The following is a 23,551-nucleotide window of genomic DNA, read 5'->3' on the forward strand; positions in this document are numbered from 1 at the left end:
GCTAACCCTCAAATATCGGCTTGGATTTGCGGTATTGTGGCGCTCCCTAGCGGAATCGAACCGCTCTCTCCACCGTGAAAGGGTGGCGTCCTAACCGATAGACGAAGGGAGCAAACGCAAGGCCACGCCGCTGATGGCGACAGGCCCGCTGGCCGTCCGAGTCGTGCCCGGCGGCTTGCAGCGGGCGAACGTATAGTGGCCTTTGCGGCCGCGGGCAAGCCGTTCCGGCAGGCTCTTTGGCCGGCGGTGGATAGAAGGCCCCGGGCCGGTTCGGGCCGCGATTTCAACGGTTTCTTAGGGTTCCTTGCGCTAGCGCTGGCGCGGGAGATTTTTCGCCGATGCCTCAGCCCAAGAAGCGCGCAGCCCGCAAGCTGCTGTCGCAGCACGCCTGGATCACGCTGGACGGCGGATTCGCGGCGCGGCATTGCCTGGTCCGGGATATCTCGCCCTCGGGCGCCAGGATCACGCTGGACGAGGATGCCAGTCAGCTTCCGGGCGTGATCCGGATGGCCTTTGCGCGGGACGCGCGGACCGGGCGAAGCTGCCAGGTGGTCTGGCGCCGCGGCAAGTCGGCGGGCGTCAGGTTCCTCTAGCCGCCCCCGGATGGCGCCGCGTGCCGCGCCACGCTAGAAGGGCCGCATGCGTGCTCTCCTCATCCTCGCCGCCTTCGCGATGACCCAAGCCGCCGGCGCCGAGACCCTGCGCCTGCCGCCCACCGAGCCATCGACGAAGACCCTGCCGCTCAAGGGCACAAGCGGGACGGCGAAAGCCAATGCCTGCGCCGCCTATGGCCAGGGCTTCACCATGGTCGAGGGGACCTGCGTGAAGATCGGCGGGGCGGTCCGCCTCGACACCACGGTCAGGCACTAAAGCCCGATGCCAGCGGATCTGGTGCGGCTCGATCTTCTGGTGCCCCTGCTGATGTATTGCGCGCTGCTGTGGTGGGTCGGCCGCGGGCTGTCCTGGACCGCAAGGATTGCCACAGTGGTGGTGACGCTGGCGCTGATCGCCATCGTCGTGACGGTCGAGCGCGGCTGGCATTAGGCCCCTTCAAACCAAAACGCGAAAACAACCCCATGCACGGTAGACGCCGGGCACGGAGCCTTTTGCGCGCCCATGGCAATTCAGCGCGCGCTCTCCGCAACTTAAATCCCGCCAGCCGCTCACGACATCGGCGGGGCCACATGCTCGGCAAATCCGGGCCGCTTGGCGAGACCGGCGAGCCACCGCGTCAGGTTCGGCTGCGCCGGCCGGGTGATGCCCTCGACCCCCAACCAGCGCCGCGCATAGGCGCCCACGGCGATATCGGCGAGCGTGAAGGCGTCGCCCTCCATGTAGGGGCGGCTCGCCAGGAGCTGATCCGCGATCGCCCAGACCTCGGCCGCGGCATCGGCATCCTTCTGCACCTGGATCATGTCGCGCTCGGCGGGCGGCGTGCGCACGATGCCCCAGAACACCGGGCGGTCGACCGGCTGCACCGTCGACAGCGTCCAGTCGAGCCAGCGGTCGACGCCGGCGCGCAGCTTTGGCGCCTCCGGATAGATGGGCGTGCTGCGCCCATGCGCCATGCAGAGATAGCGCATGATCGAGTTGGACTCCCACAGCGAGAAATCGCCCTCGACCAGCGTCGGCACGCGCGCATTGGGATTCATGGCGAGATATTCGGGCTCGCGGGTCTTGCCGTAAGCCATGCCGGCATCGATGCGCTGATAGGGCAACGCGAGCTCCGTCAGGCACCACAGCACCTTCTGCACGTTGACCGAATTGGCGCGGCCCCAGATCGTCAGCTGTGTGTCCGGCATCAAGCGTCTCCCGCAAGTTTATTTGTCGCGGGTGATAGCCGAATTCGCCGTAGGCAGCGACGCCGATTGCGCGCGCCCCTCATGCAAAAAGCTCCGCTCAGGCGAGCGGAGCTTTCACTGCGGGGTGCCGGATGCGACAAACGCTCAACGCGTTTGCGCTGGAGCGACAAACGCTCAACGCGTTTGCGCTGGAATCAATGGCCGAAGAACAGCCACAACAGAATGATCACCGGGATCGGCACACCCAGCAGCCACAGCAAAATTCCGCGTCCCATCGCGTTCTCCTCCATCAGCGTTGTCGGAGGGCCAACGCCGGCCACGGTCGCTTGTTCCTGCTGATAGCCGCCTACCAATGGCCGGTGTTCGGCATTGAAACCCATGGCTCGGCGGGCGCCTTCGGCTCGCCCTTCTGCAGCAGCTCGATCGAGTGCAGATCGGGCGAGCGAACGAAGGCCATGTTGCCGTCGCGCGGCGGCCGGTTGATGGTGACGCCGGCCTTCTGCAGCTTCTCGCAGGTGGCGTAGATGTCGTCGACCTCATAGGCGAGATGGCCGAAAAAGCGGTCCTCGCCATACTTCTCCTCATCCCAGTTGTAAGTGAGCTCGACCAGCGGCGCGCCGCGCGTCGGCGGCTGCTTTTTCAGCGCCTCGAGATCGTCAGACGCGCACAGGAACACCAGCGTGAACCGCCCCTTCTCGTTGTCGATCCGCCGCACCTCCTTCAGCCCCAGCGCATCCTGGTAAAACTTCAGCGCGATATCGAGATTGCGCACGCGCAGCATGGTGTGGAGATAACGCATGGTTGTTGCTCCCTTTGGGTATCGGAGGGTTTTGCTTTGGGCCGGAAACGGCGGGGGGAGAGATAGCAGGAAACGGGGAGGAGGGGCAGGGGGCGGGGGAACCTGAGGTAGGGTTGGGCCTGTCGGGAAAATTGCGGTCAAACTGTTTAGTTGGATAGAGACTTCTTCTGCTGCAACGCCATAGCGAGTGCTGGAGCAAAAGACGCGCGGTTGCTGAAGCCAGCCAAGCTTGATTGCAGTGCCACCGCTATTCGACGCTGACGATATTTTGAAGACCGGGAAAACTCGGCAAAGACGTTTGCGTTATAGGACCAATGGGAGACGCCTAAGAGGTGAGGAGATGAGCAATTTTCCGATTTTCACCCTATTCGGTGCCGGTCTGTTCGTCCTGCTAATCCATGGTTTGGTCGCCTCCGACGTATCGCAAAGGGAAGATTTGGACACTGCTTCCCTCCGTAGAATGTGCGAAGCGGAAAACGTAACCGATGTCCAAATTCATGAATGCACAATCAGACACAGAATGCAGCACGCCGTCGAAGCGCGATTGAATCGAAGAATTGCAGTGACAGTGCCCTAAATTGCTTTTCCGCCGAGCACCATTCGAAATCGCTGCAAACGTGACGCCGGGGCACCATTCGAACGCCGCGGCAAGGGTAAAGTAAATACAGCCCGTAGGATGAGTTGAGCCCTTGCGAAACCCATCGCTCTTGTTGCGTGGTAGTGTCGCGCCATGACCGCGGACCTCCTCGGCTTCGTTTCGTGTGGAGGCTTCTTCACCGTCAATCGGCCATTAACGGTGACAGTGCACTCGACGGCTTCCGCCGAGCATGTCGTCGTGCGGACAACACAACTGGAACAATTAAGGCCGCCTCAGTTGGCGGCCTATTTCATAGGTCCAATACGTATTGCCTTCAGAAAATCCTGCGAACGTGTAAGTCGTACTCATTCTTATCGCGCGATACCTGGGCGGATACCTTATATTGAATGGTATCGCTTCTATGAGTTGCCAGAACCAGAGCGCAACAAGCTGTGGAAGTGGGGCAGCTTTCTGAGGAAGCGCTGGAGAAAGGGGAATTATCGGCCGGAAAGGATCCAGGGAAGCTTGCCGTCGCGCTGATGGACGCGTTCGAAGGGGCGTCATGCGTGCCAAGGTCGAACGGAGCCGTGTGCCCTTCGCCGGCTTCGAGCGCTTTGTTTTTGTCCTCTCTGCTGACACTTAATCGACGACTGGTCATCTTGGTTTCACGGGATCATCGCTGGAGCGCCGCGCCAGCGAGCGATGACTCTCGTCCGCGGCTCATCGAAAGGAACGGAACAATGCCCACGATCACGACGACGGACGGCGTCAACATCTTCTATAAGGATTGGGGCTCAGGGCAGCCGATCGTTTTCAGCCACGGCTGGCCGCTGACGGCGGACGACTGGGACGCCCAGATGAGCTTCTTCCTTCGCCACGGCTACCGGGTGATCGCCCACGATCGGCGCGGCCATGGCCGGTCCGACCAGCCCAGCACCGGCAACAACATGGACCAATGGGTTGCCGACCTCGCGGCCCTGGCTGAACACCTCAACCTGCGCGAGGCGATCCACATCGGCCATTCCACAGGTGGCGGCGAGGTGGCTCGCTATGTCGCTCGCCACCAGGAGCGCGTCGCGAAGGCGGCGCTAGTCGCTTCACTGACGCCGAACATGTACCGGAGCGAGGACAACCCGTCCGGTCAACCGCCGGAGTGGTTCGAAACGATCCGGGCAGGCGTGCTGGGCAACCGGTCGGAGTTCTACCGTTTCGTCCCTGAGAATCCGTTCTACGGTTACAACCGAGATGGGGCGAAGCCTTCGGAGGCGATCATTGCGAACTGGTGGCGCCAAGGCATGGCCGGCGGCGCCCTCGCTCATTACGCAACCGTCGACTCTTGGCTCGAAGATTATACCGAAGACCTCAAGAAGATCACCGTGCCGGTGCTGGTGATGCATGGCGAGGCTGATCAAGTCGTCCCGTTCGCAAGTTCAGTGCCGCGTGCGGTCAAGCTGCTTAAGAACGGGTCGCTGAAAACTTATCCCGGCTATCCCCATGGCATGCTCACCACGCATGCGGATGTCCTCAACCCCGACCTGCTCTCGTTCATCAGGTCTTGACGACATCTCTCATCCACTATCGCCTATGGTAGACATTTGTGGGTGCATATCGAGGAGGGTTCGGGTTTCGCCGTAGTGACGAAGAAACGAACAAGCAAACCCTCCTCGAAAATTCATCGGCCAAGGTCTCGATCGAAGCGGCGTCTTGGCAACGATGCTCGGCCTTGAGGTCACTCTAATCCCAGGCTTCGCGTTCTATGGTTCGCATTTGACCGCGCACATCTCTCCTACCTGCACTCGAAACTCGCCGCGCTCTCCGGATCGCCTTGGCCCTTGTAATGCGCATGTTGCGGATAGGCGCACAGCGGCCGGCTGCGGCCGGGAAAGGCTGGTCCCGTCGCGACCACCGCATCGGGCGCCTTGCCGTCTTCCACCCAGTTCACGACCGCGCTGAGGAGATCGAAGCGATCGAGCGTTGCGCCGCTCGAGCAGTGGCCCATGCCGGGCACCAGGAAGGCCCGGCTCGATGTCTCCCGCACCATCTCCATGCCGCCGGAATCCGCCGCCATGCGCTCGTAGTAATTCACGGTGTCTTCAGCCGAGAACCAGGGATCGCTCACACCGTGGTAAAACAGCAGCTTGCCGCCATGGCCGAAATAGCTCGAAAGGTTGGTCCAGTAGGCGGTGTTGGCGAGGCGATCCATCCCGCTCGCATTGACCCGGTCTTCGAGTTGATCGACGTCGATGCTCTCCCAGACAGGCGGTCCGACCGGACTGCGCGCGCCTGTCGCCAGGATGCCGGGAATGGCAACGCCTTCGGCGGCCACGCCGCTGTCCCACGGGAACGGCGGGTAGACAGGCGTGCCGCGTGAATTCTTCGGTCCGGCAAAAGCCTTCCTGATGGCATCGACCTGCGGCGGGGCCAGGCAGGACTCCTTGATGTCGCCTTTGCAGGTGAGGACCCCGGGATCGAACTGACAGGCCTTGCCGTCGAAGATCAGGCCATCCCTAACGCCGTCCTTGGCGTCGCAGGCATCGAGGATCGCGTTCGTGATCAGCTTGCGCTCATCAGCGGAAAAAGTTTTTGCGGGCTCCGGCTTGCCGGACGCATCTTTCGGCGCGACCTGGCTGAAGGCAGCGTTGGCCCAGGCGAGACCGATATTGGAGTTGCCGGTGCGCATCGCAGGCGCGCCGGCGACGATGCCGTCGAATTGTTCGGGATAGCGCGCCGAGGCCAGCATGCCTTCGCGGCCCCCGGTCGAGCACCCCGTGAAATAGGAATGTCTTGCGGGCTGGCCGTAGTAATGCGCGACGATCGCCTTGGCGGCCAGCGTCACCTTGCCGACGGAGGCCGTGGCGAAGTTGAGCGCGGCTTCCTGATCCTTCAGGAACGAGGCATCGAACACCGCGCCCTGATGACCGCTGTCGGTCGAGACGACGGCAAAGCCGCGCGCCAGCGCCGGCACCTCGCCGGCCGCCTGGTAACCCAGCGGCGGCCGGATCGAGCCGTTCAAACCGCCGCCGCCCTGAAACAAGAACCCGCCGTTCCAGCGATCGGGCAGGGCGACGGCAAAGCCGATCGCGTAAGGTTTGCCCTCGACGCCCACGCGCTGATCGATCACGCCATCGGCGCGGCAGTTTTGCGGAAGCGCCACCGATATTGTGGCCGGCGCCGGCGGCGACGGCTGCACGGTGCCCGGCGGCGCCTCCGGCACCATTTCGGCCTTGGCGATGGTTGCCGTCGATCCCGGCATCGTCCAGTTGGACAAGTCAGCGCATTTGAGGGCGGGCGGGATGTTGGCTGAATCGTCGGCGCGTGCCGGCGAGATGGCAAGGACCATGATGGCTGCTACGAGAGCCGGGCAAGCCATGGCACTATCAAGCGCCAGATTTCTTTTTCGCTGCATCGTTTCTTCCCTGCCGTTTTCTATTTTATTGCGGTGCACGTCACTCATGCGGGCCGATACGGTGCACCGACACTGTAATGATCGTGTCTCACTTCAGCGGTGCAGTCCAGTCCAGCAGCATCACCGTCATCCCCCGTGACCGATTGCAATCCGCAGGGTTGCGCTCCGCTCTCGAATCCCGGAACGCAACCTGCAGATATCTATTGATGGAATGTTTTGGCTTCAGATCAACGGGGAGTGGACCTTGAAGACTGTGTGCACCGATACTCTCGAGATCGCCTATCTGGAGCAGGGCCCGGCCGGTGGTTGGCCCGTGGTGCTGTTGCATGGGTTTCCATACGACGTTCACGCCTACGACGAAGTCGTGCCGAAACTCACTGAGGCGGGTGCCCGTGTCATTGTTCCTTATCTCAGGGGATTCGGGCCGACGCGCTTCCTGTCGGCCGACCGCATGCGGAGCGGTCAGCAGGCGGCGCTCGCTGCCGACATCATCGGTCTGCTCGACGGTCTGGGACTGGATCGCGCGATTCTGGCGGGGTACGACTGGGGCGGCCTCGCCTCGTGCGTCGCTTCGGCGTTGTGGCCGGAGCGGGTTACGGGACTGGTCTCCTACGCCGGTTATGACGTCGCCGATATTGAGCGCCACCGGCACGCTTACGAGCCCTCGCTTGAACAAGTTGTCTGGTATCAGCATCTGTTCCAGCGCGAACGCGGGCGCGAGTGTCTTGAGAAATATCGCCGCGAGCTCTGCCGGATTTTGTGGACGCAATGGTCCCCGGGCTGGCAATTCGATGATGCGACGTTTGAGCGGACGGCTGCCTCATTCGACAACCCCGACTTTGTCGATGTTGTCATCCATTGCTATCGCTTCCATTTGGGAACGGAAGCGGGCGAGAAAGACCTGGATCCGCTTGAAGCGCGGCTCGCGGACAAGCCCAAGATCAGCGTTCCCTGCGTGACACTCGACGGCACCCGCGACCCGCTCAAGCCGGGCGGAACGGCCAACCATGCGCCGATGTTCAGCGGCAGACACGAACATCGCGTCGTCGACTGCGGTCACAATTTGCCCTGGGAAGCGCCTGAAGACTTTGCAGCGGCAGTTCTGACGGTACGAAGCTGGACCAGCTGAAGGCGCTCGGAGAGCGGTGATCCAGAAGAGATGGGTTTCGCAAGGGCTCAACCCATCCTGTACCCTTTGAGCTTACGTGGCAGCGCCGTGAGCGACTTTATTTCGGAAGGCACTCCACGTTGTAAGCGATGATGATCTGGGCAGGATCGGCTTTTCCGATGCTCTTCAGGTCCTCCAAACCGCTTCGCAGCTTGGTACCGGCATCTTTCAAGCTCCCCTCAAGTGCCGATTTGGCCGACTTGCACCGCTCTTCACTCGTGAATTCCTGAAACACCACCGTCGGAAGCAGCCTCCATTCCGCCTTGTCGCTCGTCGCGGCCGGGCTGACAGAGTAGGAGAAGACGTACATCAGCACCCACATTCCCATCCCCCGTGCTGCGTCTGCATGACGAATGTGCGAAGTCGGATACAAGAGAAAATCGCTTCGCGCCTATTGAAGGTCGGCCCTTCGACGTCGCGGGGGCAGGGTGATCTCTGCCGCCCGCGCGCGATCGATCTCGTCAATAGCCGTAGGGATATTGGCCCGGACAGACGTAGTTGCCATTGGCGTCGTAGTAGCAGCCGCTGTTGTAGTTGTTGTAGTAGCCGTAAGCTCCTGCTGCGGCTGCTGCTCCCACAGCGGCGGCACCGTAGCCCCAACCCGGGCGATAGTAGCCGCCACCATATCCGGGGTAGCCGGCGATTGGACGGCCCGGACGGCCTGCGATCGGACGACCGGGATAGCCGGGGCGGCCCGGACGGCCCGCTATTGGATGCGACGGCCGAGGACCTCCGGCGACGCGGTAGCCGCGGCCACCATGGATGCGCCCGGCATGAACGGCACCGCCGCGGACGTGAGCTGCGCGCATGCCGCCGCCATGAAAGCCCCCGGCGCGCATGCCGCCACCACCACCACGGTAGCCGCCACCGCCGCCACCTCGCCGGGCGAGCGCGTCATCGGGAATGAGACTGGCGGTCACCAGAATGAGTGCTGCCAAAGCAGTGAGGATGTATCGAAGCATGATCTACCTCCACGTTGTTGGCTCTAATCGTCGTCGTCCTGAGCTTCCACGCTGTGCTCGATCACATCGTGCATGCCCCGCACGACGACATAGGAAGCAAAAGACATTCTCCTCTTCTGATCATCACTCAATGTTCTGTAGAGCGGCTCCCAGGCATCGGCGAGCTTCTTGAGATCGGCTCCGCGCTGAATCAGCCGGTCCGCCCTGCGTTGCATGAGCTCGACCGGGTTGGTTTGGTGGAGGGGATCCGTCGCGTCGTCATGCAGTTCGGCGATGCGCTCCAGGCGAGCCTGCCGGTTCTTCGCTCTGTTGCGGATGGCTTCCTCAACGGCTGGCCAGAGTTTTTCCTGCTCGGACGTCAATTGCAACGCCGCCTTGACGATGCCGACACGCATGTCCGTCAGGCTTTTCAGGTCGGCGGTGCTCGGCTGCGCTACTCCCACCGTCGATGGCGCCTCGGCTGCGAGGGTGAGAGATGAAGTCGTCGCCAGCAGCGCGATCGCCGCAAAGCTTGCTTTGCTGCCCATGGCACACTCCTGAGCTTTGTATCCTGTGCCCCCGAGTAGAAGGAGCTGTGCGGGCGGGCGCTATGTTGACCTAAGTCAAAGGACAGGTGACAGGCCTATAGATGTGTTACGGTTCCGCGCCTGTCGCCATAACTCCAGTCTCCGACTGCCCGAACCTTGCGGCCACATGGATGAAGGCCAAAGGCTACATCAAGGCTTCGCAGTGAACGGTGGAAGCCGACTGAACCCTTGTCGAGCGAGCGCGACTAAGCTGCATGGTTCGGACAAAGACGCTCTTCCTGCTGCTTCTGCTTTTCGCGATCTCCGCGGACGACTGCTTCGCGCAGACACCGCCGCCGCCACTCGACGAGCATGCGCTCGAGCGCGTGCCGCCGACGGTCGTGAAGAGATTGGCGACCCGCTTTTCGCTGGGCGCATTCGCCGGCCGCTTCGAGGAGACGCCGCTCGGTGCTATCAGCGAAGCCGTGGGCGAGGGGACGATGCAACAGCAGGGCGACGCTGCAGGTAGCAGCTACTGGCTGTGTTATCGGCGCGCGCAGCATCTGATATGGGTGGTGTCCAGCGGAGAGATGGGCGGCGCGGACCATCGCGTCACGGAGATCGTCGAGGAGCCCGCCGAGAAAGACGCCCGCGCCTCGACCGATTGCGCCATCTTCCCGGACAAGTTCTCGCCCGTCGTCTTCGACGGCAAGCTGCGTTTAGGTATGTCGCGTCAGCAGGTCATCACGGCGCTGGGACAACCGTCGAAGTCGGAAGCTGGCCAGATGGTGTATTCTCACGCGGGAAAGCGCCCACACGGTTTCGATGAGACCGCATGGCTCATTCTCGGATTTCGTGAGGACAAGCTCGTGTCCATGCGCGGCGGCAAGACCACGACGAATTGAAGTGGCTGCTGGCAGCGTTCATGCTTCACCGCGTGATGCGAGCGAGCAACGCCGCTCCCGCCATGATCCCATCGGATACCCCAGCTTCTGCACCACCTTCGAAAATGCGATGACAGCACACTTGCAAGAGCGCAACTCATCCGACGCGCTTGCAGCGGCTGCACGCGAAAGGCGTCTTTCACACCTGCTCCGGCTGATGTATCGTCAGGACGAGCCGCCAACGAGGTGTGCCGAAATCTCGTCGGTAACCGGCGGCCTTTGTGCCCACGGCGGGCAAGTACTCCATCATTGACGCAAGCGACGCTCGTGACGACCAACTCGTCACGGCCAGATTTTCATGAGTTCAGAAGGAATTCAGCCATGCATTTCTGTATCACAGGGCAATACACCCCGCGTTCTCTCAATGCCATCCTGGAAAACCCCACGACCAATCGCCAGGAAGCGGCAGCAAAGGTGATCGAAGCCGGCGGTGGAAAGCTGGTCTCGATGTACAGCGTTGCTGCCGACGGGCCCGGCGTTCTCGTGATCTTCGACGTGCCTGATCCGAGCGTTGCACCGGCGATTTCGGGGCTGACCGTTGCCACAGGTGCGCTGCAGAACGTGAAGCTGACGCGCCTGTTCACCCAGGACGAGATCAAGCAGGTGCGGCAGAATGCAGCCAAGCTGCGCGCGTCTTACAAGCCGCCGGGCAGCTGATCTCTGTGAACCACCGCTGTCGCTGGGTGGGTTAGCCCTGCGACCGCGCAAAACGCGGTTCGCTCGGCGTAACCCACCTTGCTTTTCGCAAATGCCGACCGAAGTTGGTGGGTTACGCTCAACGGACTGCGCTTCGCGCATCCGCTGAGCTAACCCACTCTACAAAGCACGCCGACTACAGTTTGCGAGTTCCCCGTCACTTCACCAGGGTTTCGCCGCGACGCGCTCGCTTCGCTGCCCTGCCGCGATTGATGAATTGAACGCCGACGAATTCGCCATTGATCCAGGCAAGCTCGCAGTGTCGGTAGGCGAGGCCAATGGGGGACAGCACCAGGAAGAATTCCCTCTGGCCGATATCCGTCACTGCGCCGTCGATCACCAGCTTCGCCCCCATTTCGGAGACGTCGTGGATCTTGCAGGCGCGCTGCCATGTGCCGTCGATCGCCATGACGCGCGCATCGAGCGGCCGTTCGAACGCGACGCGCCTGTCCTTGCGTAACTCTCCCTCGCTCATCGAGCACCCCCGGTGATGATCTCCAAGCGGTGGTGCAGGCTACGGCAAGAAGCTTGCTCTTCGGTGAACAAGGCGGCGGGGGCGGAGGCTTAAAATCATGGTGAGATTTGCACGGGATTGTTGCGCTGCGTCGCACTGATCCAGGTCGAGGCGACCTTGAACGGCGCCTCATGAACCCCTTGCGGGCCGGGGCGACCAAGTCACATGCTGAAGGGCTTGCAATTGCGGTGACGACGTCAGGCAAAGCGAAGCGGGGACAGCCATGACGATGGCGGCATGAAGCGCTGGATACGAAGGCTTGGACGAATTGCGTGGGGGGTCGCGCTTTGCGGGACGGTCGCGTTGCTTGCGCTTGTGGCCATCTCGCCTCATGAGCCTGACGGTGCACATCCTGTGCGCTATGTCCTCCGCCACGACGTCAGGTATGTGAGCGAGGACATGAGCCTCCTCCTGCAAATCCTGCTTGGCGCGAACATTGCGCTGGGCCTGGTTGCGGCTGGATGCCATTTTGCGACCAAGGACACAGGGGATGGATCCTGGCCAGGCCGGATAGGCGAACCTTAGCCCCTGCAGCATCGAATTCATCCCGGCGGCCGCGCGATTGCGGCATCGTGTCGGCCTCTCCCGCAAACGAAGCAAGCATGAACCGGGATGGCGCTTGAGGCGACGAATGCCTGGAAACGAGGGCATTTCGCCGTGACATGGTTCAAACGATACGTCGTCAGCTGCCTGATCGCGGTGGTGTTCTTCGCCGGCTACGATGCCTATCGGCGGCCTGGCGAGGACGCGCATTTGGCGACGATCCTGGTCGTGTCTGCAGGCTGGCCGGTGTTCGCTGCGCTGGTCGTGGGCGGCTCGATCGGCGACGCGGTGCACGGCATCAAGTCTGGCAAGGCTGGATGAGCTGCCATGCTTGACGCCTTGTTCGGCTTCGTCTTCGAGATGGTCCTTAACCTGGTTGGAGCCGCCATCGCCAAATTGTTCGGCGCGGACGACGTGGCAGAAGCCGGGAGCATCATCATCGGCATCGGCATTCTCGCGATCGGCTTTGCCATCGCGATATGGGGGCACTGAAAGGCGATCGTCCCGAGGACGATCGCTCGTTGTCTCGGCGCTTGCCGCCTTATTTGAGCATGATCTCCACGCAAACGCGTTCCGCTGATGTCGCGCGGAAAAACCGCTTCACACTTTTTCGGATCATGCTCTACGCCGCGATCCGTTGCTCTGGCGGCGTCGTCAAATATTTCAGTGCTTCGGCATGCTCAAGGTCAGGCACCGCGATCGCCGTGTGGCTGTAGATCGCGTGCGTGCACGACTTTGCGATCTTGTCCAGGATATCCTTGCCCTTGATGACGTGGAGGCCCATGCCGTCTCCGGACGGGAAGATCGCCAGCACCACGTCGTAGGCCCTGATGACCGACCTCAGCGCTTCGGCCTTGTCTTCGGCGACATCGACAAATACGCGGACATCGGCCGCGAGTTCACGCAGCTCGTCAAAATTCAGCACTTTTCGGGTACTCCAACGCAACAAGACTGCATGAAAGAGTGGATGCGTTAGGTTACCAGAGTCTGAACAACATGCATCGAGATGAAAGTTTCCCGTTGAGGGGACGCCTGGTGTGGAAAACTCCCGTGACGGTCAACGCGCGGACCTCCCTCACGCGGGTTCAAGCGCGCCAAAGCATCGGACGTACGCCGTCCTCAGCACCGTTGCCGAGGCGACGTAATCGCCACGGCCAGACGGAAACAGGACGGAACCCGAGCCGAACTGCTGCTTGCGTTTTCGCCCCTGATGGGCTCTAAGCCCGGCTGCTTCGTGGCCTTCAGGCACGAACAGACGCGGCGCGCATGGTTTTACCGTTTCCGGGACAAAGCTACAGCGCAGCTCGCGCGCACCCCATTCAGAGGAATTCCAGACATGGCGAAGATGACCAAGACTCAATTGATCGATGCGATTGCCGAGGGCACGCAGCTTGCGAAGAACGACGTAAAGTCGGTCATCGAGTACATGGCGACGGTCGGCTACAAGGAGCTCAACGAGTCCGGCGAGTTCGTTATTCCCGGTTTCGTGAAGATGTCGGTCGTCAACAAGCCGGCGACCGAGGCCCGCATGGGCATCAATCCCTTCACCAAGGAGCCGATGCAGTTTGCTGCCAAGCCGGCGAGCAAGTCGGTCAAGGCCTCGCCGCTGAAGGTGGCGAAGGACGCCGTCTGATCCGGCTGTCGCGCGTCTAAAGCGCGATGAGATCGGGTTGAATCACCATCGCGCTTTAGCTCTTTTTTACATGATCTTTTCGGAAAACCGCTTCCCACGTTCCCGGATCATGCTCTCAGACTGATGTCGTCAAGTTCTGCGTGGAATTCTCCAAGGCCATTCCTGCACGACGAAAAAACCCCGCGCTTGCGCACGGGGCTCTCTCGCTGACGGCGTTGGGATTTCAGCGCCTGGCCGCCAGCCGCTCTCTAACTTAAGGTTGAAAATCAAAAAGGCAACAGCGCCGCGGTGACGGAATATGTTCGTCCATCGCGGCGCTGCCAATCTGACTGGGCGCTGAAATCCCCAGCTTCCATAGGTCTTAAGCGCGCCGAAAAGGTTCAATGCGATACGCAAAGGAAATTGGCGTGCGGGCTGGACTTTATGTTCTCATTTTGTTCTAGTGAGTCATCTGCTCGAGGAGATGATTCATGACCGTTGAGAAGCAGCGCGAAGTGATCCGGCTCTGGAACCAGCTCAGGAAGGTCGAGGGCCCGGCCGCAGAGGAAATCCGTATCCAGATCCTGGAATGCTTTGCGGAGAAGCCGAGCGCCCGGCGCGCGGCGGCTTGAAGGCATCCGCTCGAGGCGATGACGATCCCCGGTGACGGCGCGTCGCTTCATCGCTCGTTAGGAAATGCTTGCCACCGAATGAGTCGCCTCCGATTCGTTGTTCGAGAACGAAATGGAGTCGGATGCAGAACGGGTCGTGTGTGAGGAGGCATCGGCGCCGCGGCCCGTGCCAAACGAGTCTATCGAATCCTTTGAAAGGCCGACCGGCTGGTGCACGGCGGGTCACGGGCGGCAGGCTAATTAGCGTTTGCTGCGGCCGGTCTCGTCCTCGGCGGAGTCGTGCGAGCACCCAGCGCCGCTTGTTGCGAGCGCCACGAAGCCGGCATAGCCGGACAGGTTGAGCAAGACTTCGAGCCAGACGGGCATGATGAGCCTCCTCTTGCGGGAAGACGATTTCAACCCGCGCGCGAGGCGCCTGTTCCCTCGCGAAGAAACGCCGCTCAAAGCGGCGAGGTGGGATCGAGCCGCCGACCGAGCGTCGCAACCGCCTCCGGGGACGGCGATGATTTGAGGAACTCGGCGATGGCGCGGGCGAGCTCGCCGTCGCTCATTGGCGTCGGCGGCGGACGAAGCGCGCCGGTGCCGAAGTTCCGGACGATCTCGTCGTAATGCTGCGTGTCGTTTGCGGGAACGAGCCTGCGGATGCGGGCGAGCAAAGCGGATATCGGCAATCTTGTCTCCTCGGCCTCCCGCCCCGTTGGCAGCCATTGATGTCTGCTGCCATTTTGTCCGCGAAACTAAAAACCCCGCCAGCACCGCGGAGATGCTGACGGGGTCTTCATGCTCTTGCCCCAACCGGATGGCGGAGGCCTTCGCATGTATGGCCTCAATCCATCGCAGTTCAAAACGTTCCGTCCGCCGCGAGATTATTTTCTGCCCGTTGCGGTTCCATCCGCAGCGAACCAATGCGTCGGGGCTGCGTTGTCCGACCAGATGCGAAGGAGGAGATCATGAAAAAGACACTCGCAGTCCTTGCCACCGTCGCCGCCGTCGGCGTGACCGCGGTTGCGGCCCCCGCACAGGCGCACGACTACGGCCCGGGCCTTGCGTTCGGTCTCGCCGCCGGCGCGATCACCGCGGGCGCCGTCGCAGCGTCCCATCCGTACGGCTATTACGGACCGAGATACGGCTATTATGGCGGCCCGGTCTATTATGAAGACTACGGCCCGGGCCCGTATGCCTATTATGGCGGACCGTACTACCGGCACCACCGCTATTACTACCGTCACTGGTAATGGCCCAAGGAATCGAAAAAGCCCGGAGCGATGCTCCGGGCTTTTTTCGTTCGGCGGGCACCGTGCGATGCGCTCACGGCCAAAGAGAGGGCCGTTCCACCTTGCGGGCGTTCTCCAGCGTCGAGACGAAATACTCTTCGCGCTCGCGCTTGAATTTCTCCTGCGTGGCTCGGAAGGCGGCGACACGGGCGGCGATCTCTTCGCGTTCGCGGATCTTGCGTTGTTCGTCTTCGGTCATGTCAAATCCCCACTCCACATTTGTGCGCGTCTGAACTCAAGTACTGCCGCCGCAATCACGTTGAGTCGCGTCAACACATGCATTGGCGCTTCTGATTGGGGCGTCAATGGGGAGGAGGCATTGCAGGATTGTGATAAGCGAGGATCGGAAAAGATTGCCGCCTGATGACAGTGCATGACTTGCGCGGCGGGGGATAACAGCGTCAACAATCTTGCCGCCTGCAAATGGTGCAGCAGACGCGACTTTGAATCGGGAGGTGGCACATGATTGCAAAGGACCTTCAGAGCGGCGTCGAGCAACTCGGCGACATGATCGCGCGTGCCAGGATCATCATGCCGTTTACCGGTGCCGGCATCTCGACCGAGTGCGGCATCCCGGACTTCCGCTCACCGGGCGGCATTTGGACCCGCCACCGCCCGATCCAGTTCGAAGAGTTCGTCGCGAGCCAGTCGGCGCGCGATGAATCCTGGCGCCGCCGTTTCGCGATGGATGAGGTGTTCGCCGCGGCAAAGCCCGGCCGCGGTCATCGTGCGCTGGCGGCACTGCATCGCGCCGGGAAGGTTCCGGCGGTGATCACCCAGAACATCGACAACCTGCACCAGGCCTCCGGCTTCGCTCCCGATTGCGTGATTGAACTTCATGGCAATACCACTTACGCGCGCTGCATCGGATGCGGGCAGGTCTATCAGCTCGACTGGGTGAAACGCCGCTTCGACCAGGACGGCGCGGCCCCTGACTGCACCGCATGCGACGAGCCGGTGAAAACCGCAACGATCTCATTTGGTCAGGCGATGCCCGAGGATGAAATGCAGCGCGCGACCGAGCTGTCGCAGTCTTGCGACCTCTTCATCGCCATCGGTTCCTCGCTCGTGGTGTGGCCGGCGGCCGGCTTTCCGATGATGGCGAAGAATTCGGGTGCACGTTTGGTGATCATCAATCGCGAGCCGACCGAGCAGGACGACATCGCCGACCTCGTCATCCGCCACGACATCGGCGAGACGCTCGGGCCCTTTGTCGGCAATTGAGGCGTTAGTTTGATTCGCGGCCGTGCAAGCTGTTCATAGGTTCAGGCGAATCACTTTTTTATCTATGCGTCTCAACCGGGAGTGTTATCTTTTGAGTCGAAAGATTCGCGTCGCGTCGAATGAGAAGATTCTCTTAAGACGCGTGATTCGAGCACCGCCAATGTGGCGGGTTGCATGGCAGTTGCGGGGTCCGGGGTTATGGGGTCGTCGGACGGATTTGAGTCCAAGAAGCTGGGAGTTCCCGCGTCGGGCGAGCACGGCGCCGGTCGCGACAACGCGCTCAGTCCCTTCACCGGGCTAGGTGAGGGCAGCGCCAACCTCGTCGAGGTCCATGGCGTCATCAAATGGTTTGACGCCTCAAAGGGCTACGGCTTCATCGTCCCCGACAATGGCTGGCCCGACGTCCTCCTGCACGTTACCGTGCTTAGACGCGACGGCTTCCAGACCGCTTACGAGGGCGCCCGCATCGTCGTCGAGTGCGTCCAGCGCGCCAAGGGCTACCAAGCTTTCCGCGTCGTCTCGATGGACGAGTCGACCGCGATCCATCCCGCACAGATGCTGCCGCCGCGCACCCACGTCACGGTCACCGCGACCAGCGGCCTCGAGCGGGCCCAGGTCAAATGGTTCAACCGGCTGCGCGGCTTCGGCTTCCTGACCTGCGGCGAGGGCACTCCCGACATTTTCGTGCACATGGAGACGCTGCGCCGCTTCGGCATGACCGAGCTGCGCCCGGGCCAGTATGTGCTGGTCCGCTTCGGGCCTGGCTCCAAGGGCATGATGGCCGCCGAGATCCACCCCGAAACCGGCTCGCCAGGCCTCCAGTCGCACTAGCGGGCTTCAAATTTTCGTATTCGTTAGCAGAAGCGCGCATGGGCCTTGCGCGCTTCTGGCTTTTGGGGCGGTGGCCGCGTAAGGATGTCGCAGTCCCGCAACCGTCGGGCCATCATGATCGTCACCGCGTTTCCTGCCGCGTTTCCTGCCGAGTTTTCTGCCGAGTTTTCTGCCATGAGCATTGATCGAAAGGCCGCCCGGTCCGTTGCCCGGGGCTTTCTTGCCGCCGCTCTCGTCATTGTCGGCTTCGCCGTCGCCCCCGTTCGCGCCGCCAGTTTTCAGCCGCTCGAGATCGTCACCAAGAACGGCGTGCAGGTGTTCTCGGTGGAGATGGCGACCACGGAGGAGGAGAAGCAGACCGGGCTGATGTACCGCAAGGAATTGGCCGACGGCAAAGGCATGCTGTTCGACTTCAATCCCGAGCAGGAAGTGTCGATGTGGATGAAGAACACCTATGTCTCGCTCGACATGATCTTCATTCGCGCCGATGGCCGCATCCTGCGCATCGCCGAAAACACCGAGCCGCTCTCAACCAAGATCATCTCATCCAAGGGGCCCGCCCGGGCCGTCCTCGAGGTCGTGGCGGGAACAGCCCAGAAATACGGCATCCGCCCCGGCGACCGCGTCGGGCACCCCCTGTTCGGCAGCAAATAGATCGGGCAGGGCTGTTGCCGCCGGGCGGATGGATTTTCGGGGCAGCGCCGGCGGCTTTTGAATGCCTGCCGGCGGCTTGGATGCTTGCCGGCGGATTGGATGCTTGCCGGCGGCTTGGAAAGCTTGATGGGCCTCCAGGAAGCGTGTATCGACGGGGCTCGCCGGACATTCGGGGTATAGCGCAGCCTGGTAGCGCGGCAGTTTTGGGTACTGCAGGTCGTTGGTTCGAATCCAGCTGCCCCGACCAGTCCCGACGTTGAATCTCCTAAACTTTTTCCCTGCGATTCTGACATTCCGGACCGCGATTCTGACATGCGGTTCTGACGTTGTTCTGCTGAACGAACGTAGAGATTTCCGGGGTTAGGCGAAACCACTCGCCGGTGACGCGTGAACACTTGAAGCGACGATGCAGTTGCCGCTCGGTGAGCGCCGAGCCTGGCATTGAAAGCAGCAGCTCGAGCGGGAAGGGGAAGAACGTCTGCAGCTGCTTCTGCCGCTGGTCGACATCCTTCGAGAAACCGATCTTTACGTTCTCGCCCGCCTTGATCACATACACATAGCCTCGGGCCGAGCGGACCTTTCGCTCCGGCTGGGCCAACCAGTCCTCGAGGTCAAGCGTCAGCTGCCGGGCGCGCGCCTCGATCTGCTCCAGCTCCGCCGCATCCGGCTCGCCGAGGCCGTGCCAGAGGCGGACGCTGCGTGGGTAAAAGCCGCTGGACAGTCGAGAAATCTGCGACGCCGACCAATACCAGGTGAAGCAGCCCCCCGGCTTCGGTAGCCGCTGACAGCCCGGAATACGCTTACGCGACGTCATCGCTGCCTCCGCTGTCGCCGGCGGCGCGCGCCTGTTTGCGCGCCTCGGCGATGGTGACGATCTTCTTTGCTCGCCGGCGCAAGTAGCGGCCGGTCGTCGTGACGTTGGTGTGGGTAAGGCCGGCCGAGATCAGCGTCGTGTCGACGCCAGCCTCGTCCGCCTCGCCGGCGCCGCCGGCTCGCGCGTCCATGCTCCAGACCTCGTCCGGGATCTTGGCCACCTGAGCGATCTTGCGAAATGCCTTCACGAACGTGCGGTAGCGAATTGGCAGGCCGAGCTCGCCCTTGATGATGGCGCCGGTGCGCTCCTCCATCGGCACCTGGTCGAGCAGCGGGAAAAGCAGGTCGTAGATCTGCAGATCGTACTCGACCGCGGCCCGATATTTCGACTTCGAGGTGCGCGTGCGCCAGCGCCAGCCTGGGATCTTCTCCCAGGTGAAGAAGCCCGCCCAGGTATCCTTGCCGACATGCAGCAGCTCGATGCCGCCGGGAAACTTGGCGCCTTCCTTGCGCTTCTGCCATTTGCCGATGATGTCGCCCTGGCGCAGCATCAGCTCGAACTGGGCGGCCGTCGCAATCGAGAGGTAGAGCGCGCGATCGCGCGCGATCAAACCCTTGTCCACCATTTCGCCCGCCGCTCTGATGAAATCGCGGACATGCTGATAGGTGAGCTCCTGCTCGCGCGCGCCCTCGCGCTCGAACTTGACGTTCGTCAGCTCCTCGGCGAGCAGTTTGCAGTCGGCATAGCGCAGTCGCGCCATGAAACGCAGCACTGTCCGCACCATGGCAACCGCGTTGTGGGCCCTTGCGATGCGCTCCGGTCCGAACCAGGTCGTGCCGTCGTCGTCGACGTACTCGGCACCCTTGCGCCATTCCCGGTACCAGGCCTCGACGTCTAGCGTCGTGCAGCCCTTTATGCGCCGATGGCCGACGCTCTCGATGATCACCTTGAGGTCGGAGAGGTAGCCGCGCCGCGTGGTGTCGCTGATGTTGTAGTTGAACGCGGAGTTGGGATGCTCCTGGTAGATCTGACAGGCCGCCTTGATCGTCCCGTCGTAGCGCGTCTTCGTCAGCGACGGATCGCCGGTCTCGAGCTTCTTCTTTTCGGCTTCGATGTGCTGGCGCAGCTGCGCTGTGTAGCCTCGGCATAGCTCCCCGATCTCCTCGTCACTCGCGCCCGGTGGCAACGGAATGCAGGTGTCGGGAAACCCCATGGGGTCTCTGGTGACCTGGCTGGCCAGCCAGTATCCCAGGTTGTTGCGGCCGATCTTGAACCCGGGCCTTTCTCCGCGGCGGGGCATGCCTGAAGCCTTCGTCGGCGCCGTCTTCGACTTCGAGGGCGCTGATGGTGACCCTTTCATCTGCTCCAACCTCGTTCTGAGAGTCCAGCCAGGCCCTCACTTTTGGCCAGTAAAACCCCTTCCAGCTGTCGCTGAACGGTGGAAAACCCGCCTTTGCGACTTTGTCTTTGACCAGTGCCCGAAAAGCATCGCGGCCGAGCGCCGGCGCCACGCGGCGATGCAGCTCCTCCCAACTGACGTAGAGGCCCACCGATTCGTCGCGCCTGTTTTCGGGCTCGCTCACGTTGCTCATCGCCCCTCGAGCTTGTCGGCGACCTCGAGCATCTTCCGCCGGACGCGCGCGAGCTGCTCGGCGTTATCAGGCGGGCACCGGCAGAGGCGCATTTCGATGCCCGCGGCAACGACGCGGCAGTTGAAAATCGCCTCGACCAGGCGCCCGACCTCGGTGATCTCGCGACCCGGCTGCATCACAGCTCGAATCCTTCTTGGCAGCGCGCGCAATAGCCTGAGCAATGGTCGATGAAGATCGGGCAATGCAGAGCTGGCGTTGCGGATCCCGGACAATTTTGCGCGGTGAAGAGGCCGGCGGTCGCGGGGAGAACGAGTTGGCTCGCAGCTTCCTTTCCTGCACAGGCCGAGCAAATCGGCGGGTCGATCGACACCCAGCGGCATGGACCGGGACACGCGTTATCATCGGTGCAGCCGCAGAACTTGCAGGCGAGGCCCGCGGTGCGCGGGCGGGCGGTTACGTCCAAGTTCATGTCAACGGCTTCGCAGAACATGCGCTCCTCCCATTCAGCCGATCAAGCTCGCCGGCGCGATAGCCGACGAGACAGGACAGGACGTCGCGAAAGCCCTCGAAGGTGCGCGCCAGGATCTCGGCGGGCGTGATGCGCCAGGCAGGCCATCGGCCGTGTCCCCGTGGCCGAGCTCGCAAGCGTCGCGATCACAAGCGGTGGAGCGGGGGAAGGATTCGATACCTCCAACCTGCGGCGTGGGTAGCGCCGCCGCTCTGTCTTGAGCTATCCCCGCAAAAGTCGTCATGACATGCGCCTCGCAAGCGCGGCCGCGCGCGAAAGATCGCCGCCGCGCAACGGGCCGATCGCGCCGGCGATCGTCGCTTTCTGAAAGCCCTTCAGGATCTCGATCGAGACGGAAGCACCGTCCGGCAGGCGACGAAGCATGGTTATCACCTGCGATTTCGACACGCGGACGAGCGCAACGTGGCCGCCCGAGGTCTGGAACAGCAGCTCGACCGTTTTGACCGTGCCAGGGCGGATCGACTTTGCCGCCTCCTTGGCGGTGACGCGCGAGATCTCAACCATTGGGGCCTCGCGTCAGCGGTCCGTCGATCAGTGGAAAGTCGGTGGCGACAAAATCGGGCTCGCGCCGGCGCCGCCGACGGCTGTCGTCGGGGCCATTCTCGCGCTCGATCCTGATCACCGGCAAGATGAGAACCAGGCCGGCCTGGTTGCGCGACGTGTGGGCCGGATAGAGCTTCGGAAAAGGGATGATGCGGGCCGTCATCGCGGCAGCACCCGCACGTTCTTCGGCGCCCGGATGTCGATCAGCTTGAGCCAATGCTCGAGGCGCGCCTTGGCGACCAGCTGGTTCGGCGCTTCGGGCAGGCCCGGAACGAGCAGCGTGTCGCTGCCCTCGATCTTGATTGGCCGGCCGCCCTGGAGGCGCGTGCGATAGCCGTGGCGCGCGACGCCGGCGATATAGTCGCGCAGTTCAGTTTCGGGCCCGCGCGCGATCACGAGGGCGCCGTCGGGCACGCGCCGGCCGAACTCGATCAGGCCAGACGCGAAGCAATAGGCGCGGGTGACGTTGGAGCGGCTCATCGCTGCACCTCGAAAGGTGCGGAGAAGCCGGCAACCTGGACCAGCACCAGCCCGAGCGCGGCGGCCGCGGCGCGACGGTCGACGCCGATGCGCGAAGACATCCGGTCGGCGCCTTCGTAGATCTCGGAGACGAAAATGAAGCGGCTGTTCAGGCGATCAGCTTCGGCGATGCGCTGGATGCCGAAGGTCACGCGATCGATGAGATCAATCCAGTGTTTGGTGGCGGCGCGCGGCACCGCTTCGCTGACCTGTCGCATGGCTACCCCTCATGCGGTTTGAAAAGGAAGGCGCGCGGATCGGTTTTGATGTCCGGTACCGAACCCAGATCCGTTCTGTTGCTGGGACCGATCCGCGCGTTGCGCCGGTCGCGAACGAAGTTGCCGGCAGCAGTCTCGGTTTGAAACCGACCGGCTTGCTATCGCCGGCCATCCGACTCAACCGCCGGACAGGGACCAATATGTTCAAGAAAATTTTGAAATGCAATCTAGATTTCAAGAAAATCCCGAAATCAATATTCGCTTGAGAGAACACTGGGATTGCGAAGCACTACTTTAGGTAGGAAGCTCAAGGGCTTGAGTAGGGACGATCGAAGGTCATGTGTATGAGTACCGACCCGAGCTGGCAGAAACGACAGGCGCTTCAAATTGCGTCGATGCTGCCCGAGCAAATTGAGGACGTCTGGGCTGTCCTGGATCTGGTCGAGGAAATTATCGGGTATTTGTTTGGGCCGCGGCCGCCGGGCGCGCCGCTGACGGACGGAGGAGGTCAGGCCGATGTCTTGCCTTTTCCTGGCGGGCCCAGCGCGCCTAACCGGCGAGCGAGTTCGAGTGGAAGTGCTTCAGTCTTGCCGAAATAGAGCCAGTCAAGCGACAAGCCAGAGAACTTGCGAACCAGCAGGAAGGCGACCTCCCTGCTGAGGGGCGCGCCGTTCTCGAACGCGTTCCAGCGCTGGACGCTGATGTCGAGGAATTTGGCGATCGCTGTCGATGTTTCGAATCCAAAGGCGCGCCGCAGGTCCTTTAAACGCTGCGACTGGCCCGGGACCTCTTCCTTTGGTTCCGGATTTGTACTCTTGGACGCCTTCTTCGCCATCGGCGCGAAAGGTGCAGCGGGCGCAGATTCGAAGCTATCAAGCATTTCTATCTCGTTGCTTTTCAAAAAAATCCCGAATATCGCTCTGTAATGGGCAAACGGTCTGAGTCGCGGGAGCTCCTCACCACCATCGAAGTGCTTGATGCGCTCGGCGGCGAAAAAATCGTTGCCGAGCTGACGCAGCAGCGCGGCGATGATGGCTGGAAGAACGTCGAAGGGTGGAAGCGTACCCCGACATTTCCTTCCCGGTATTTCTACGTGATGACTTTGGCGCTTCGGAAAAAGCGTCTTCGCGCCCATCCGAGGCTTTGGGGGCAGGTGATCGCTCCCGACATGGATCAGGCGGTTGCGTGATGC

Annotated in this window: 38 protein-coding genes, 3 tRNA genes and 1 pseudogene; 17 read left to right on the forward strand and 25 right to left on the reverse strand. The window is 62.1% G+C overall.

Translation table 11 applies throughout. The features are described 5' to 3' along the window. Positions 1–37: 37 nt before the first annotated feature. Positions 38–112, reverse strand: a tRNA-Glu gene (locus tag HYH07_RS23190). 226 nt (positions 113–338) lie between these two features. Between HYH07_RS23190 and HYH07_RS23195 the strand changes: the two genes are divergently transcribed. Genes HYH07_RS23195 through HYH07_RS23205 form a run of 3 tightly spaced genes read left to right on the forward strand, consistent with a single transcriptional unit; the run spans position 339 to position 1,044 of the window. Beyond that, complete coding sequence (locus tag HYH07_RS23195; RefSeq protein WP_057754690.1) at positions 339–593, forward strand: PilZ domain-containing protein; 255 nt, start codon at positions 339–341, stop codon at positions 591–593. A gap of 46 nt (positions 594–639) precedes the next feature. Continuing rightward, positions 640–870 carry a porin gene (locus tag HYH07_RS23200; protein WP_220004670.1) on the forward strand — a complete coding sequence of 77 codons (231 nt, stop codon included), beginning with the start codon at positions 640–642 and terminating at the stop codon, positions 868–870. 6 nt (positions 871–876) lie between these two features. Then, a complete protein-coding gene (locus HYH07_RS23205) occupies positions 877–1,044 on the forward strand; it encodes a hypothetical protein (RefSeq protein WP_220004671.1) in 168 nt (55 codons plus the stop codon). A gap of 119 nt (positions 1,045–1,163) precedes the next feature. Here the strand turns inward: HYH07_RS23205 and HYH07_RS23210 are convergent, their stop codons facing one another. The 3 genes from HYH07_RS23210 to HYH07_RS23220 all read right to left on the reverse strand — a co-directional run bounded on the left by HYH07_RS23210 (position 1,164) and on the right by HYH07_RS23220 (position 2,601). Beyond that, positions 1,164–1,802: a glutathione S-transferase family protein gene (locus HYH07_RS23210; protein ID WP_220004672.1), complete on the reverse strand. Its 639-nt coding sequence runs from the start codon at positions 1,800–1,802 to the stop codon at positions 1,164–1,166. 194 nt (positions 1,803–1,996) lie between these two features. Beyond that, entirely contained in the window at positions 1,997–2,182 is a 186-nt protein-coding gene (locus tag HYH07_RS23215; protein ID WP_220004812.1) for a hypothetical protein, read from the reverse strand. Next, positions 2,149–2,601, reverse strand: coding sequence for a VOC family protein (locus HYH07_RS23220; RefSeq protein ID WP_220004673.1), 453 nt, complete (start codon positions 2,599–2,601; stop codon positions 2,149–2,151). The genes HYH07_RS23215 and HYH07_RS23220 overlap by 34 nt, the downstream gene beginning before the upstream one ends. 1,317 nt (positions 2,602–3,918) lie before the next feature. Between HYH07_RS23220 and HYH07_RS23225 the strand changes: the two genes are divergently transcribed. Beyond that, complete coding sequence (locus HYH07_RS23225; RefSeq protein ID WP_220004674.1) at positions 3,919–4,737, forward strand: alpha/beta fold hydrolase; 819 nt, start codon at positions 3,919–3,921, stop codon at positions 4,735–4,737. 227 nt (positions 4,738–4,964) lie between these two features. Here HYH07_RS23225 and HYH07_RS36820 read toward each other — a convergent pair whose 3' ends face one another. Further along, entirely contained in the window at positions 4,965–5,381 is a 417-nt protein-coding gene (locus tag HYH07_RS36820; protein ID WP_409363908.1) for a tannase/feruloyl esterase family alpha/beta hydrolase, read from the reverse strand. 117 nt (positions 5,382–5,498) lie between these two features. Next, positions 5,499–6,632 (reverse strand): annotated as a pseudogene (locus HYH07_RS36825) (tannase/feruloyl esterase family alpha/beta hydrolase); the annotation flags it as partial. 163 nt (positions 6,633–6,795) lie between these two features. On the opposite strand from HYH07_RS36825, the gene HYH07_RS23235 reads away from it, so the two are divergent. Further along, on the forward strand, positions 6,796–7,713 hold the full coding sequence (locus HYH07_RS23235; RefSeq protein WP_228749734.1) for an alpha/beta fold hydrolase: 918 nt from the start codon (positions 6,796–6,798) through the stop codon (positions 7,711–7,713). 97 nt (positions 7,714–7,810) lie between these two features. Here the strand turns inward: HYH07_RS23235 and HYH07_RS23240 are convergent, their stop codons facing one another. The 3 genes from HYH07_RS23240 to HYH07_RS23250 all read right to left on the reverse strand — a co-directional run bounded on the left by HYH07_RS23240 (position 7,811) and on the right by HYH07_RS23250 (position 9,241). Further along, positions 7,811–8,074 (reverse strand): hypothetical protein, encoded by a 264-nt coding sequence (locus HYH07_RS23240; RefSeq protein ID WP_220004676.1) that lies wholly within the window; start codon positions 8,072–8,074, stop codon positions 7,811–7,813. Positions 8,075–8,213: 139 nt separating this feature from the next. Beyond that, the gene (locus HYH07_RS23245; RefSeq protein ID WP_220004677.1) at positions 8,214–8,714 is read right to left on the reverse strand and encodes a hypothetical protein; all 501 of its coding nucleotides are present in this window, start codon (positions 8,712–8,714) and stop codon (positions 8,214–8,216) included. A gap of 23 nt (positions 8,715–8,737) precedes the next feature. Next, the gene (locus HYH07_RS23250) at positions 8,738–9,241 is read right to left on the reverse strand and encodes a Spy/CpxP family protein refolding chaperone (RefSeq protein WP_220004678.1); all 504 of its coding nucleotides are present in this window, start codon (positions 9,239–9,241) and stop codon (positions 8,738–8,740) included. A 254-nt stretch (positions 9,242–9,495) separates the two neighbouring features. On the opposite strand from HYH07_RS23250, the gene HYH07_RS23255 reads away from it, so the two are divergent. Then, positions 9,496–10,125, forward strand: a complete 630-nt coding sequence (locus tag HYH07_RS23255) for an outer membrane protein assembly factor BamE (RefSeq protein WP_220004679.1) — start codon at positions 9,496–9,498, stop codon at positions 10,123–10,125. A gap of 360 nt (positions 10,126–10,485) precedes the next feature. Further along, a complete protein-coding gene (locus tag HYH07_RS23260; RefSeq protein WP_220004680.1) occupies positions 10,486–10,821 on the forward strand; it encodes a GYD domain-containing protein in 336 nt (111 codons plus the stop codon). 196 nt (positions 10,822–11,017) lie between these two features. Here the strand turns inward: HYH07_RS23260 and HYH07_RS23265 are convergent, their stop codons facing one another. Then, positions 11,018–11,335 (reverse strand): PilZ domain-containing protein, encoded by a 318-nt coding sequence (locus HYH07_RS23265; protein ID WP_057754719.1) that lies wholly within the window; start codon positions 11,333–11,335, stop codon positions 11,018–11,020. Positions 11,336–12,031: 696 nt separating this feature from the next. On the opposite strand from HYH07_RS23265, the gene HYH07_RS23270 reads away from it, so the two are divergent. Continuing rightward, complete coding sequence (locus HYH07_RS23270; protein WP_220004681.1) at positions 12,032–12,238, forward strand: hypothetical protein; 207 nt, start codon at positions 12,032–12,034, stop codon at positions 12,236–12,238. 6 nt (positions 12,239–12,244) lie between these two features. Next, a complete protein-coding gene (locus HYH07_RS23275; protein ID WP_220004682.1) occupies positions 12,245–12,409 on the forward strand; it encodes a hypothetical protein in 165 nt (54 codons plus the stop codon). Positions 12,410–12,539: 130 nt separating this feature from the next. Here the strand turns inward: HYH07_RS23275 and HYH07_RS23280 are convergent, their stop codons facing one another. Beyond that, on the reverse strand, positions 12,540–12,842 hold the full coding sequence (locus tag HYH07_RS23280; protein ID WP_220004683.1) for a hypothetical protein: 303 nt from the start codon (positions 12,840–12,842) through the stop codon (positions 12,540–12,542). Positions 12,843–13,253: 411 nt separating this feature from the next. On the opposite strand from HYH07_RS23280, the gene HYH07_RS23285 reads away from it, so the two are divergent. Then, the gene (locus HYH07_RS23285; protein ID WP_057754729.1) at positions 13,254–13,550 is read left to right on the forward strand and encodes an HU family DNA-binding protein; all 297 of its coding nucleotides are present in this window, start codon (positions 13,254–13,256) and stop codon (positions 13,548–13,550) included. Between the two features lie 470 nt (positions 13,551–14,020). Then, the gene (locus HYH07_RS23290) at positions 14,021–14,161 is read left to right on the forward strand and encodes a hypothetical protein (RefSeq protein WP_167354004.1); all 141 of its coding nucleotides are present in this window, start codon (positions 14,021–14,023) and stop codon (positions 14,159–14,161) included. Positions 14,162–14,401: 240 nt separating this feature from the next. Here HYH07_RS23290 and HYH07_RS36615 read toward each other — a convergent pair whose 3' ends face one another. Then, on the reverse strand, positions 14,402–14,527 hold the full coding sequence (locus HYH07_RS36615) for a hypothetical protein (RefSeq protein ID WP_283842848.1): 126 nt from the start codon (positions 14,525–14,527) through the stop codon (positions 14,402–14,404). 74 nt (positions 14,528–14,601) lie between these two features. Then, a complete protein-coding gene (locus HYH07_RS23295; protein ID WP_057754732.1) occupies positions 14,602–14,832 on the reverse strand; it encodes a hypothetical protein in 231 nt (76 codons plus the stop codon). A 279-nt stretch (positions 14,833–15,111) separates the two neighbouring features. Here HYH07_RS23295 and HYH07_RS23300 point away from each other — a divergent pair, with 279 nt between their 5' ends. Beyond that, the gene (locus HYH07_RS23300) at positions 15,112–15,396 is read left to right on the forward strand and encodes a hypothetical protein (protein ID WP_220004684.1); all 285 of its coding nucleotides are present in this window, start codon (positions 15,112–15,114) and stop codon (positions 15,394–15,396) included. A gap of 73 nt (positions 15,397–15,469) precedes the next feature. On the opposite strand, the gene HYH07_RS23305 is transcribed toward HYH07_RS23300, so the two are convergent. Continuing rightward, positions 15,470–15,634, reverse strand: a complete 165-nt coding sequence (locus tag HYH07_RS23305) for a hypothetical protein (protein ID WP_164933808.1) — start codon at positions 15,632–15,634, stop codon at positions 15,470–15,472. Positions 15,635–15,897: 263 nt separating this feature from the next. On the opposite strand from HYH07_RS23305, the gene HYH07_RS23310 reads away from it, so the two are divergent. From HYH07_RS23310 to HYH07_RS23325, 4 genes are all read left to right on the forward strand, one after another. Continuing rightward, a complete protein-coding gene (locus tag HYH07_RS23310; RefSeq protein ID WP_220004685.1) occupies positions 15,898–16,659 on the forward strand; it encodes a Sir2 family NAD-dependent protein deacetylase in 762 nt (253 codons plus the stop codon). A gap of 198 nt (positions 16,660–16,857) precedes the next feature. Further along, positions 16,858–17,490 (forward strand): cold-shock protein, encoded by a 633-nt coding sequence (locus HYH07_RS23315; RefSeq protein WP_220004806.1) that lies wholly within the window; start codon positions 16,858–16,860, stop codon positions 17,488–17,490. A 174-nt stretch (positions 17,491–17,664) separates the two neighbouring features. Then, positions 17,665–18,144, forward strand: a complete 480-nt coding sequence (locus HYH07_RS23320) for a DUF192 domain-containing protein (protein ID WP_220004807.1) — start codon at positions 17,665–17,667, stop codon at positions 18,142–18,144. A gap of 170 nt (positions 18,145–18,314) precedes the next feature. After that, positions 18,315–18,391 (forward strand) — tRNA-Pro (locus tag HYH07_RS23325). An 18-nt stretch (positions 18,392–18,409) separates the two neighbouring features. Here HYH07_RS23325 and HYH07_RS23330 read toward each other — a convergent pair. From HYH07_RS23330 to HYH07_RS23375, 10 genes are all read right to left on the reverse strand, one after another. Continuing rightward, positions 18,410–18,958, reverse strand: coding sequence for a GIY-YIG nuclease family protein (locus tag HYH07_RS23330; protein WP_220004686.1), 549 nt, complete (start codon positions 18,956–18,958; stop codon positions 18,410–18,412). Then, positions 18,945–20,171, reverse strand: a complete 1,227-nt coding sequence (locus tag HYH07_RS23335; RefSeq protein ID WP_220004687.1) for a hypothetical protein — start codon at positions 20,169–20,171, stop codon at positions 18,945–18,947. The genes HYH07_RS23330 and HYH07_RS23335 overlap by 14 nt, the downstream gene beginning before the upstream one ends. Further along, entirely contained in the window at positions 20,125–20,550 is a 426-nt protein-coding gene (locus HYH07_RS23340; protein ID WP_220004688.1) for a hypothetical protein, read from the reverse strand. Before HYH07_RS23340 ends, HYH07_RS23335 begins: the two co-directional genes overlap by 47 nt. Further along, entirely contained in the window at positions 20,547–20,726 is a 180-nt protein-coding gene (locus HYH07_RS23345; protein ID WP_220004689.1) for a hypothetical protein, read from the reverse strand. Before HYH07_RS23345 ends, HYH07_RS23340 begins: the two co-directional genes overlap by 4 nt. Continuing rightward, positions 20,726–21,040: a hypothetical protein gene (locus tag HYH07_RS23350; protein WP_220004690.1), complete on the reverse strand. Its 315-nt coding sequence runs from the start codon at positions 21,038–21,040 to the stop codon at positions 20,726–20,728. The genes HYH07_RS23345 and HYH07_RS23350 overlap by 1 nt, the downstream gene beginning before the upstream one ends. Positions 21,041–21,214: 174 nt before the next feature. Beyond that, positions 21,215–21,290: transfer RNA gene (locus tag HYH07_RS23355), tRNA-Gly, on the reverse strand. Between the two features lie 8 nt (positions 21,291–21,298). Further along, positions 21,299–21,583 (reverse strand): hypothetical protein, encoded by a 285-nt coding sequence (locus HYH07_RS23360; RefSeq protein WP_220004691.1) that lies wholly within the window; start codon positions 21,581–21,583, stop codon positions 21,299–21,301. After that, positions 21,576–21,785 (reverse strand): hypothetical protein, encoded by a 210-nt coding sequence (locus HYH07_RS23365; protein ID WP_220004692.1) that lies wholly within the window; start codon positions 21,783–21,785, stop codon positions 21,576–21,578. The genes HYH07_RS23360 and HYH07_RS23365 overlap by 8 nt, the downstream gene beginning before the upstream one ends. Beyond that, complete coding sequence (locus HYH07_RS23370; protein ID WP_220004693.1) at positions 21,782–22,102, reverse strand: hypothetical protein; 321 nt, start codon at positions 22,100–22,102, stop codon at positions 21,782–21,784. The genes HYH07_RS23365 and HYH07_RS23370 overlap by 4 nt, the downstream gene beginning before the upstream one ends. After that, a complete protein-coding gene (locus HYH07_RS23375; protein ID WP_220004694.1) occupies positions 22,099–22,359 on the reverse strand; it encodes a hypothetical protein in 261 nt (86 codons plus the stop codon). Before HYH07_RS23375 ends, HYH07_RS23370 begins: the two co-directional genes overlap by 4 nt. Positions 22,360–22,370: 11 nt before the next feature. Between HYH07_RS23375 and HYH07_RS23380 the strand changes: the two genes are divergently transcribed. Then, the gene (locus HYH07_RS23380) at positions 22,371–22,625 is read left to right on the forward strand and encodes a hypothetical protein (protein WP_220004695.1); all 255 of its coding nucleotides are present in this window, start codon (positions 22,371–22,373) and stop codon (positions 22,623–22,625) included. Between the two features lie 242 nt (positions 22,626–22,867). On the opposite strand, the gene HYH07_RS23385 is transcribed toward HYH07_RS23380, so the two are convergent. Then, positions 22,868–23,494, reverse strand: a complete 627-nt coding sequence (locus HYH07_RS23385) for a helix-turn-helix transcriptional regulator (protein ID WP_220004696.1) — start codon at positions 23,492–23,494, stop codon at positions 22,868–22,870. Between the last annotated feature and the right edge of the window lie 57 nt (positions 23,495–23,551).

This window comes from Bradyrhizobium sp. BR 10261 (assembly GCF_019455395.1).
GTDB classification, from domain to species: Bacteria; Pseudomonadota; Alphaproteobacteria; order Rhizobiales; family Xanthobacteraceae; genus Bradyrhizobium; species Bradyrhizobium manausense.